The sequence below is a fragment of the Bradyrhizobium sp. NBAIM18 genome, from assembly GCF_020193825.1.
In the GTDB taxonomy this organism is placed as follows: domain Bacteria; phylum Pseudomonadota; class Alphaproteobacteria; order Rhizobiales; family Xanthobacteraceae; genus Bradyrhizobium; species Bradyrhizobium yuanmingense.
In genome coordinates this window covers 1-10,857 of the sequence record NZ_JADYVO010000037.1, presented here as the reverse complement: position 1 = coordinate 10,857, position 10,857 = coordinate 1, and the positions used below count along the sequence as shown (strand labels likewise).

Annotated in this window: 8 protein-coding genes; 4 read left to right on the top strand and 4 right to left on the bottom strand. The window is 58.2% G+C overall.

Translation table 11 applies throughout. The features are described 5' to 3' along the window. Positions 1–5: 5 nt before the first annotated feature. Positions 6–1,472, bottom strand: coding sequence for a glycosyltransferase family 4 protein (locus I6F17_RS36285; RefSeq protein WP_225129124.1), 1,467 nt, complete (start codon positions 1,470–1,472; stop codon positions 6–8). A gap of 234 nt (positions 1,473–1,706) precedes the next feature. On the opposite strand from I6F17_RS36285, the gene I6F17_RS36280 reads away from it, so the two are divergent. Then, on the top strand, positions 1,707–2,684 hold the full coding sequence (locus I6F17_RS36280) for a glycosyltransferase (protein ID WP_225129126.1): 978 nt from the start codon (positions 1,707–1,709) through the stop codon (positions 2,682–2,684). A 79-nt stretch (positions 2,685–2,763) separates the two neighbouring features. On the opposite strand, the gene I6F17_RS36275 is transcribed toward I6F17_RS36280, so the two are convergent. Next, entirely contained in the window at positions 2,764–4,035 is a 1,272-nt protein-coding gene (locus I6F17_RS36275) for a hypothetical protein (protein WP_225129128.1), read from the bottom strand. After that, entirely contained in the window at positions 4,032–4,904 is an 873-nt protein-coding gene (locus I6F17_RS36270) for an FkbM family methyltransferase (RefSeq protein WP_225129130.1), read from the bottom strand. Before I6F17_RS36270 ends, I6F17_RS36275 begins: the two co-directional genes overlap by 4 nt. A gap of 52 nt (positions 4,905–4,956) precedes the next feature. Between I6F17_RS36270 and I6F17_RS36265 the strand changes: the two genes are divergently transcribed. Together I6F17_RS36265 and I6F17_RS36260 are read left to right on the top strand one after the other, a co-directional pair. Next, positions 4,957–6,042 carry a glycosyltransferase family 2 protein gene (locus I6F17_RS36265; protein WP_225129132.1) on the top strand — a complete coding sequence of 362 codons (1,086 nt, stop codon included), beginning with the start codon at positions 4,957–4,959 and terminating at the stop codon, positions 6,040–6,042. Positions 6,043–6,069: 27 nt separating this feature from the next. Further along, positions 6,070–6,906 carry a right-handed parallel beta-helix repeat-containing protein gene (locus I6F17_RS36260; protein ID WP_050992031.1) on the top strand — a complete coding sequence of 279 codons (837 nt, stop codon included), beginning with the start codon at positions 6,070–6,072 and terminating at the stop codon, positions 6,904–6,906. A 22-nt stretch (positions 6,907–6,928) separates the two neighbouring features. On the opposite strand, the gene I6F17_RS36255 is transcribed toward I6F17_RS36260, so the two are convergent. Continuing rightward, entirely contained in the window at positions 6,929–7,894 is a 966-nt protein-coding gene (locus I6F17_RS36255) for a class I SAM-dependent methyltransferase (protein WP_036045180.1), read from the bottom strand. A gap of 847 nt (positions 7,895–8,741) precedes the next feature. Between I6F17_RS36255 and I6F17_RS36250 the strand changes: the two genes are divergently transcribed. Continuing rightward, positions 8,742–10,857, top strand: a 2,116-nt coding sequence (locus I6F17_RS36250) for an Ig-like domain-containing protein (RefSeq protein ID WP_225190472.1), incomplete at its 3' end; no start/stop codon positions are given.

Below are 10,857 nucleotides of genomic sequence, written 5' to 3'. Positions count from 1 at the left end.
ATCGACTACGGGCGACCACAGTCAGCGAATTCACTCTTGATCCCAGATCGTGAAATTACCGAGAGCAGGACCTCCGCATGCCGTTTGGAACATGTGAGAGGATCGAAGCGGCGCTTTGCATCCTCCGACAGTTGTCCCCGAATTGCCGACCAATGATCTCGGAGTGCGACGACTGACCTCATAGCCGAGACGAGTTCGTCCTTATTCTTCTGCGGCTGAAATCGCATGAGGCTTGAGTTATGCCAATTCGCGCTTTCGGGATCGCCAACCGGGTTCGCCACAACGAATCCCCGGCTGCCGTCCGAGCCGAGTTGCTCACGGGCACCCCCGACGTCGCTCACAATCGTGGGCAACCCCGCGCTCAAGGCCTCCATGGAGGCCAATGACCATCCCTCAAAGAAGGAATTCAGAACGAAGCAGTCGGCAGCGGCAAGCAGGATGGACGGATCTGGAAACGAATGCCGGAGGTGAATTCGCTGCTTGCAAGGCATCTTGTCGCGAAGCGTGCGCACCTGCCGCATGTATACGGCATCGTCCAGGCGACCGGCGATCAGCAGATGGACCTTGTGGTCCTGCTCTGCGACTTCGGAGAATGCCCGGATCAGGCCGTATGCATTCTTCTGGATCGTGTGACGGCCGAGCGAGAGGAAGAGAAATTCTTCATTGAGGCCGAGCCAGGCCCTGGCTTCCGACCGGTTCACCAACGGGCGGTGGGTCTGGTTGAATGCATTGGGGATGGTGATAACCGCGCGACCTGAATAGGACGGATTGCCCGACAGGTACTGACGCCTCACGAGGTCGCTGACCGCGACGAAGCAGGTGACGAATTTCGATCGCTGGCCCTCGTCCTTCCAATTCGTGCTGATGGGCGTTGGAATACCGTGGAGCGTCTCCACGATTGGAACGCGGGCGTCATTGGCGGCCTGCAGAAGCCAACCAGGCGGATCGTGCGCGCTGATGACGTCGGGACGGTTCGCTTCGATCCATAGGCAAGCGTCGCCCGGCCAGACGGCGATGACTGCTGCGCCCTCCTTCTGCAAGGCCGTGAACAACTGGCCGACCGGCGCTGACGATGAATGTGCGCACATGACCGTCACGCGAAACCCGAAATGAGGGAGGCGCCGTGCAAGAAAAGCGACAAGTTCATCGAGGCCTCCAGCGTCGAGCACCGGAGTGACAATCAGGCAATGCACACTTCCTGGTGAAACAAGAAGGTCGCCAGGCTTCGACACGTCGCTGTTCGGGTTCGAGGCGGGCACCGCCGGCGCGTTCGGCGCGACCATCGAATCGTATGGCACGAGCGGTTTCGACCAGTCATCGACAAGGCGGTCGCTTCCGGACGTCAGCTGGCTGCCGATGAACAGTTTTTTTGCGATACGCCTTAGGCCTTGGGGCAGCCGCCAGGAGTTTCGCTGTGCCCAAAGGGTCGCACGTCCCCTTAAGGAAAGGTCGTTTTGACTAAGACCCGTCATGGGTTCAAACGCCGCCCGTCTCGATTTCCTGATGGGACAAATAGCACGTCGACCAAGCAATTAAACATATATTGCGCTCACTATAAAATCCAATTAAATAGCTGGTATTATTTTCGTCGATCTGCTTAAGGTGCAGAATCAAGTATGTCACTTCGCGTGAGGAACATCGTGACGCGGAACTCAAGCTTCATGGAACGTCCGGTCCGAGGACCTCTGGCGGGGGTGGAAAACGCCGTGAGTTCCGTCGATGCGATCATTCCCTGTTACCAGTACGGGCATTTCCTCAAGGAATGCGCCGACAGCATATTGAAGCAGTGCGGATCCGAGTTGCGGCTGCTGATCATTGATGATGCGTCGACGGACAACACGCCTCAGGTCGCGCAAGAACTGGTTCGTGCTGATCCTCGGGTCGAGTATCGCAGGCATTCCGTCAATCGCGGCCACATCGCCACCTTCAATGAGGGGATTGCCTGGGCCGCTTCGGACTACATGATCCTGCTCTCCGCGGACGATTACTTGATGCCCGGTGCGATTGAGCGGTCGGTGAGGTTGATGGATGAGCATCCCACCGTCGGCCTCACGTTTGGCGGCGCGGTTGCGCTTTATCAGGGGCGTGAGGAGGTCGTGGCTTCGCCTCCGGAACTCGGGTCTGGTACAAAGATACTATCCGGCCGGGACTTCATCAGGATCGGGGGCGCCAGAAATATGGTGGTGGCTCCGACCGTCGTGGTGCGAACGAACCTTCAGAAGAAAGTGGGAGGATACTTACCGGATTTGACGCACAGCGGCGACATGGAGATGTGGTTGCGATTCGCCGCGCATGGTTCCGTCGCTTTTATCGATGCCATCCAGGCGGTCTATCGACGACATTCAACCAACATGTCAGGCGGATATTCGGCCGAGCAGGACTTCTTTCAACGCAGGCTGGCGCTTGAGCATTTCCTAGAAAGCTGCTCTGAGGTGCTTCCTGACGTCAATGATGTCCGGTCCTGGTTGATGGGCCGCTTGGCGCTCGACGCAATCAGTTGTGCGAGCCGTGCCTTCAATGAGGGCGACGTTGAACTATCGGATCGCCTCTCGGCGATTGCGTCAAAGCTGGATCCTGCGGTCACGAAATCGCGTCGTTGGTGGCTTCTCGCCTGCAAACGGCAGTTGGGATCGCGCGGGTGGCAATTGTTGCGGCCTGCGATCGAGCGGCTAAGGACGATGTGACCAGCTCTGGGGCGGCTTCAGAGCTGGCGTTTCGGCCCCGATTCCGAATGGCTTGCTGCGCTTGGACCGCTTGATGGGGCTAAGCCTTGTACATCGAGAACTCCCGCAGCGACGCCCTGATGCCGCTGCAGACGCCCCAGAATATCCAGAGATAGTTCCAGTAGTGGACCGTCAGCCCGGTGAACATGAGCATCACCATCGCGACGGTGAACGCGATGCGTAGATCTGGCGCCCTGGGATCCTCCACTGCGCCGTTGAAGCGACTTTTCACGGGGAGGATGCTCGCAATATTCGTCAAGACAAGAAAGAAAATCATGGGAAGTCCGAACCGAAGTGCAAACACCAGCCAGACCGAATCCACCGTGGTATCGAGAATGTCGTGATTGAGCGGGCCGAATGCATATCCTGTGAAAGGAGACTCCATGATCTTTTGTGTGGCGGCGTCCCAAATCAACATTCGGAAGTAGCCCGACACCGGATCGAAGGTCAGGTGGGAAATGATCCAGCCAAGCGGGTGATTGGCAACTGCCAGGATCACGAGAACGATCGTGACAAGACACAATTGGAGTGCGCGCCATCGGCCTGGATATTGTTTCAGTGCCGCATCATAAAGGTAGAGCGCCAAGACAATGAAGCACGACAATAGGGGCGCGGAGGACAACGACAAGAGGCAGCCGAAAACACAAAGACCCGCCCAAAGCATCTTCGACAATGGGTGTTGCTCCGAAAACAGGAGGATTGCGCAAGCGACGGTGCAGTAGGTGCCCAACAGAATTGGGTGGTCAAACGTCGAGGCGGCTCTTACCCAATAGAGCCTATAGTCGGGCGAGAGCGTCGTAGAGCTGCCGAAGGCAGCGGAGAACATTTCTTGAACGATGAGCCGGCCCGAAAGATTATCGAAAAGCGCCAGTACGACAACGCAGGCGGTCACCAGCTTGAATGGCTGAATGAAGCCGTAAGTGGCCGCCGGGCCGAAGAAAAATCCCCGCGCCACAAGGTAGCCGCCCAGAAATTCGAGGCTCTCGGCCCCGGTCGACGAAATCGCACTCGGCCCGCTCGTGTAGTAGGCGGCTGCGAACATCCAAGCTGCGACGGCACATGCAAGATAGTCTGAGGCAAGGGTGTGCCGACCGGCCCTGAACAGTCTTGCCACGGCAGGTATTATGAGGAGCAAGATACCGATCCGTCCTATCGTGAGTTTCGCATCGGCGACGTAAAGCTGGACTTGCGCCGCCGGCAGAATGACGCCGATCAGTAGCAGCCAAGCCGGCAGCGTACTGCAGCGCTCGAGGGCTCTCGGCAGAGCCGTACTCGTCAGGCCGAACTCACCGCCGGCAGCCGTGACGCTCATGAGAGAACCGCCTTGTCCGCTGACCCCGCTTCGATCTGGACGCGGCGGCTGTGAGCATCAGTCAAATACCACGTGAAAGTGACCGAACGCGGCGCTAGTCCTCTCACGAAGCGCCCGGTCTGGAAGACGTATGGCCGATAACCAATGTCGGCGACGAATGCCGAAAGGTCGTCAGATGCAAAGGCGCACATCAGCGCTGGCTTGTTCTGCCTCAGCGTGTGCTCCGATCCTCGCAGGATCTCCAGCTCGGCGCCCTGAGCGTGGACCTTGATCAGGGAGGGCGACAAGGAGAAGGAATCGAGCGTGCGACATTCGATTGTGTGTTCGCCTACAGTCAATTTGGACTGGTCGAACCGGTACATGCGGCCGCTATCGCTCAGCCACTCGGTCGCCGCCTCGCGGGAGGTCGCCGCCATCCCATCGCAGCCCCACCATCCATATGAGGGAACGAAGAGCGTAATCGTGCCCGGTTTGGCTCCCAAAGCGCAGGAGGCTATCGAAACGGATCGATCCCCGGCGAAGCGGAGTTTGAGCCGCTCGGCCGAGACTGGCTCGGGTTCGAACGCGACGATGCTCGATTTCGGCCGAAACCTCTTGAACGCGTAGATGCTTTGTCCGCGGTTCGCCCCGATGTCGATAATCAAGCCATCAGTCCTGGCGGTCCAGATAGCACCCCCGTACTCCGGTTTTGCAAGGTATGAGGCCGTCGCGTCCTTGAATGCAAATCGCGCGGCGGCAACGCCGGGGATGTTCGCATATGCGAAACGAGCAAACGGCTTCAAATTCATGACGACAGGACCTTGCCGGGGCAGACCGCCTTTCAGTTGCTTTAGATTAAACAAAATAAATCTGATTGCAATGTCGAGCATTTAAAGCTACGAGAATGTATAATAAATTAAATGATCAGGTCGAAAGCTCTCCATGACGGCCGGAATGAAGGTTAGCGAAACTGATGCTTCCTCCGGGCCGGCGGAAAGCCTCGTGTCCGAGGTCGCGGTGCTCATCGTCGGCTATCGCAACTCACAGGACATCGTTGATTGCCTAACGGCGCTATCGCATGCGACGCCTTCGCCGGCCTTCGACATCTTCATCTGCGAGAATGGTGGTCATGATGCCTATCACCGCCTGGTTTCCGCGCTGACGAGCGACGGAGGCCCCTGCCTGCGGGGCCAATCCCTTGGCATCGAGATAGACAGCAACACCAGTCGGTTTACCAACGTTCAGCGCCTGGCTCTGCGAGTCAGGTCGTCAAATGTCTGGGTTGGGTGCGCCTCCGATAACCTGGGCTACGCGGGCGGGATTAACGCGTGGCTGCGCCCGCTCTCCGCGATACCCTCCTGGCGGGCCATCTGGATTCTCAATCCGGATACCCAGCCGACCGAGTCCGCGTTAGCGTCGCTACACGAACGGGCGGAGTCCGGCCGGAAGGCGATGGTGGGCAGCACGATCGTCGACAGCCTCGACGCAGCCCACGTGAGATTTCGCGGCGGGCTTTCTTGGCAGAAGCTGGCGGCGAGAGACGTTGCCATCGGCTTGGGAGAACTTCTCAACGTGTCCTGCAACATCGCCGCCGTCGAAGACGCGATGGATAGCCCTTCGGGGGCATCGATGTACGTCACCCGTTGGTGCATCGAGCGGATCGGTTTCATGGATGAAAGCTATTTTCTGTTTTACGAGGATATGGATTGGGGGCTTCGCGCGAGACACTTGGGGCTCGGTTACGCGGCCGATTCGATCGTCGTTCACAAACGAGGCACGACGACGGGATCGGCCGAAGCTTCATCGGCGATCCCGGTGCTCTCCGTCTATCTGCAGCACCGCAATTCCGTTCGCTTCGTGCGACGACATTTCCCGTGGTCGGTGCCTCTTCGAGTCGCGGTTTCCCTCATGTACGCACTGAGGTTCTTGCTGCAGGGCGCGCCAAACAACAGTCGCGCAGCGGTCCAAGGACTTGTCGCGGGGTTGAAAGGCGAGATGGGCCGGCCGAAGGCGCGGATGGCACAATAGCGAACGCAAGTCGGGGGGCACTTCCAGATGCGGCTGCCGATCATTCTTAAGGCATTTCTATTGTTGGTCGTCGTGTGTCTCGAAGCAGATCGCGTTGTTGCGCGCGCAGCCGAGGGCGACCAGATCTCCAACTCCGGTTGGCCCAACGCAACGAATACGGGAGTGCGTCCGAATGTGAAGCTAACGCCTTCGGGCGACGTCGTGGCAGACCAGGCTGGCGCAACTATTTCGGGCCTCGACATTCAAGGCCGCGTCTATATCAAGGCGCCGAACGTGACGTTGATAGACTCCAAGGTGACGTCAGCCTCATTCTACATCGTGAGGATTGAACCGGGTGTGACGGGCACAGTGATCCGGAATTGTGAGATCAATGGCGTCGGCTCGGGCAATGATGGCTCCTACGGCATAGTAGGTCAGGGTACGTTTGTCGCGAACAACATCTACAATGTGGAAAACGGAATTGGTGTATCCGGGTCAGATACGCTCATCCAGGACAACTACATTCACGATCTGCTTGCGTCCGGTTCTCCGCATTATGATGGCATCTCGATCGATGGCGGCAACTCCAACATCGTTATCAGGCACAACACGGTCATCAATGCGCACACGCAGACGTCGGCGGTCATGATCGACAACTATTTCGGACCGATCTCGAATATCGAGGTCGACGGCAACCTTCTGACGGGCGGCGGATATACGGTTTACAGCTCAGCGCAATTCAATGGCGGCTCGGTCGCTGGAGTTTCCTTTACGAAGAACCGGATGGGCAGAGGGAAGTGGGGCTATAGTTCGATTGTGAAGAACGTTCCGGTCTGGCGGGAAAACGTAGATAGCGCGACTGGCCGCACCATTGGTCCTCGGTAAATCATCTGCGGCCACAGGTCGCCTATTTGCCCACACGCCGGAACCAGAATGATCCTGGCTGCCGCCACGGTTCGCGCATCAGAACCGGACATGCGTCGTTCAGCCGAGCCTTGTGATTGCGTGCAAGCCAGTTGACTGCGCCAATGATCTCGAAATGTGCGTTGAAACTCAGGAAGGCCTCTAGGAGATATTGCTCATTCCACAGCCAGCGATCGCGAAGGAGCCATTGAGCAGGGTAATCGTGCGGCGTGAAGACGTCGTGGACATGCACAAGCACGTTGTGACGGAGGAGGCCGAGTACGTGCAGGTATTCGTGCAGGACGTCGCCCTGCGGGCGAATGATGTGTGAGGAGTCGATGAAGAGGATGTCGTTCTCGCCCAGCGCCTCAAACAGGCTGTCGGGGCAACACTCGACCTTTCTTCTAAGGACCGTGACACCCGCTGATTCGAGCCACGGTTGCTCAAACGGTTCGATACAGATCTGCTCGCATCGGTAGCCCGGGCTGTCCCTCCCGTTCGCCTCTATCGCGAGGCGGGCCATGAGGGTCGAATTGCCACTCCCGACCTCGACGATCCGTTTGGGTTTGAAGTGACGTATCATGTTATAGAGAAATTCGGCGTCTCCAGCCTCGAACGAGCCGTTGTGGTACCCGAATTCGTCGGGTCTCTTTTGAACGGTTGGAATTTCGAGCAGTTCGTCGCGGTAGTTGAATTGCTCGATCAGTTCAAGCTGCGCCGCTTCGTTTAAATTCAGCCCGGTGATTTCTCGCGGAATATCTAGGTCGCGCTTCAGGTCTTTCGCGAGAACGATCGGTTCATAATAGTGATGCCGCACAATGGCGAACTGAAATCTGTCGCATACAGACCTCGACAAGGGAGCTCGATCACGGAGGCGACCCAGGAGGACAGCAAGCGGCGCAAAAAGCAAAACGACGGGCGTCAAAATTAGATCGAGTATTCCGTAAATGGATTTGCGTACATAATGCATGGGTCATCACTTCCGATCGGTAGAAATGAAACAATCTGCCGCCTAGCAAAGCTCCACCTCGATGCACGAGAATATTGTGGCCGATTGCCATTCCGCCGTCCAGACCAGACTGCTCGCATGTGAGGTCGTCCATGGCGATGAAAGCCGGCTTCTCTACCAGGTGGAAATGGCTGCATCTTCAAGCGTGCCTTGCCGCGGCAACGCGGCGCGCCTGGTCTCAGCGGACATCAATTGCAGAGCATGAACGGCTCAGCGCGCGCTGCAAGGGAGGCTATGCAGTCTAATTGGCCGCACTCAAAATGGCCCCGGACAGACTTCGGCACCACGCCCCGAGCGTCGGTAGTTCGCAGTCCCTCTGCTGACGTGTTCGTGCGAGGTCGGTTGAACCGAGCGACTCGATTCCATGCCAATCGTGGTCTGGCGGGATCGTGACGGCGACCTTTTTAGTGAGGTCTTAGATTTATATATTGCAATTAAATATACAGAATGCCGATCGATAACGAGAAGCCGGGCGCTCGCTGTCCTCTGCGAAGATTAAAGTGAATAAGTTGGCAGTGTGCTCTTGTGGCAACGCGCGAACACCCGCAATCTGTTGCAGCCTATATGGCGGTGTTACTTCGGGTTTTTTAATCGCGGTTGAATTTGATCGCGCGTCGCACCCGAAAAATGACCCAAGTGGCGCCGCCATCTTGTCCCAAAAAAGCCCCCGCGGATGGAGCATGACACCGGCCGTGGCGCGCCTTTTTGGGGAGGGCGCACCTACGTGCGCCCTGCACGTCGGATTTAACCGAAGGAGAAAAATATCTTGGCAACTATGACTGCGTGGCCTGATGCTACGAACACTGGGGTGTCGGCGGGTGTGGCCCTCACTCCTTACTACGGGGACCTGGTCATCGATACCGCGGGAGCCGTGATCAGCGGCCTCGACATCCATGGATCGGTCTTCATCAACGCTCCGAACGTCACCTTGGAGAACTGCAAGGTCACGACGAATGCGTTCTACGCCGTGAGGGTTGCGCCCGGCGTTACGGGTGCGGTGATCCAGCACAATGAGATCAATGGCGTCGGCTCGGGCAACGACGGCGACTATGGAATCATGGGTCAAGGAACGTTCATCGCGAACAACATCTACAACGTTGAGAATGGGATCGGCGTGGATGGGGGGAATACCCTCATTCAGGACAATTACATCCACGATATGATCGCATCGGGATCCCCGCACTACGACGGAATCTCGATTGACGGGAACAACTACGACATCACGATCCGCCATAACACGGTCATTAACGACCACACTCAAACGGCAGCGATCATGATCGACAATTATTTCGGGCCTGTCTCGAACGTCGTTGTCGACAACAATCTGTTGTATGGTGGTGGCTACAACATCTACAGCTCGGCCCAGTTCAACGGCGGACCGGTCACGGGAGTCTCGATCACGAACAATCACATGGGCGGAGGTTATTGGGGCCCGACCGCATTCACCGGCAACTCCCCGGTTTACACTGGCAACGTGGATGACAGCGGGAGCCTTATCGCGACCCTCAACACATCGGCGAATAGCGGCTCGGGCCCAACTGTGCCGGATGCTCCCGTCATCGCCTCGTTCTCGACCGACAGCGGCACCGCGGGCGACAAGATTACCAACGACAACACCATCGAGCTCAAGGGCACCGCGGCGGCCGGCAGCACGGTCAAGATCTACGACGGTACGACCCAGATTGGTTCGACGACTACGGACTCGGGCGGCAGTTGGGACTACATCACCAAGGTCCTGACCGACGCCAAACATACACTGACCGCAACGGCGACCAGCTCGTCGGGTGAGACCAGCGCGGCATCGTCTGCGTTGGCAATCACCGTCGATACCAAGGCGCCGACTGCGCCGACCATTGCCAGCCATACCGTGAACACCGCCAATCAAGTGGTGATGTCGGGCAGTGCCGAAGCGAGCAGCGTCGTGAAGGTGTTCGACGGCACGACCCAGATCGGGACCGTGACGGCCAACAGCACTGGCGGGTGGAGCTATACAACCAGCGCCCTTGCGGCCGGTTCGCACAGCCTTACCGTGAAGGCAACGGACGCAGCAGGCAATACCGGCGCGGCGTCCACCACCTTCACTGCCAGCATCAGCGGTACCTCGGCGCCAACCACACCGACCTCGCCGACGTCACCGACTGCCGGCAAGGTCGTCGAGGCGGCTGGCGCGACGACTCTCGTTGAGAGCGGCGGCAAATACTACCTCAATGGCAGCACCGGATCGGGCCCCACGCTGAAGGATAACGGTGTGGAGTTTGTGAGCGGGTCGGATGGCACCTGGACTCCCATCGGTGCGGAGAAGACGGCGACGGGCTATGCGGTTGCCTGGAAGGAGACGAGCACGGGTCAGTACACGGCGTGGAACACTGACAGCAATGGCAACTACGTCTCCCATGTCAGCTCCCTGACCGGCTCCACGTCGGGCGGCTCGGTGTCAGGGACAGACTCTGGCCTTAAGTCGCTCGAGACGACCTTCCACCAGGATCTGAACGGTGATGGGCAGACCGGTACTTCCACTGCATCCACCCCGACGCCGTCAACGCCGACGACTGGCAAGGTCATCGAATCGGCGGGTGTGACAAGTCTCGTTGAGAATGGTGGCAAATACTACCTCAACGGCAGCACCGGCACCGGGCCCACGCTGAAGGACAACGGCGTGGATTTCGTGGGCGGGTCCGATGGCACCTGGACTCCAATTGGCGCGGAGAAGACGGCGACGGGCTATCAAGTTGCCTGGAAGGAGACGAGCACCGGTCAGTACACGGCGTGGAACACCGATAATAACGGCAACTACGTGTCCCATGTCAGCTCCCTGACCGGCTCCACGTGGGGTGGCTCGGTGTCGGGTACGGACTCTGGCCTCAAGACTCTGGAGACCAGCTTCTATCAGGACCTGAACAGTGACGGGCAGATCGGTACGTCCA

What these genes read in the sequence shown, in the direction of transcription:
- I6F17_RS36265 (WP_225129132.1), top strand. Translation starts at nt 4,957, where the DNA reads ATGACGGCCGGAATGAAGGTTAGCGAAACTGATGCTTCCTCCGGGCCG.
- I6F17_RS36270 (WP_225129130.1), bottom strand. Translation starts at nt 4,904, where the DNA reads ATGCTCGACATTGCAATCAGATTTATTTTGTTTAATCTAAAGCAACTG.
- I6F17_RS36285 (WP_225129124.1), bottom strand. Translation starts at nt 1,472, where the DNA reads ATGACGGGTCTTAGTCAAAACGACCTTTCCTTAAGGGGACGTGCGACC.
- I6F17_RS36275 (WP_225129128.1), bottom strand. Translation starts at nt 4,035, where the DNA reads ATGAGCGTCACGGCTGCCGGCGGTGAGTTCGGCCTGACGAGTACGGCT.
- I6F17_RS36255 (WP_036045180.1), bottom strand. Translation starts at nt 7,894, where the DNA reads ATGCATTATGTACGCAAATCCATTTACGGAATACTCGATCTAATTTTG.
- I6F17_RS36260 (WP_050992031.1), top strand. Translation starts at nt 6,070, where the DNA reads ATGCGGCTGCCGATCATTCTTAAGGCATTTCTATTGTTGGTCGTCGTG.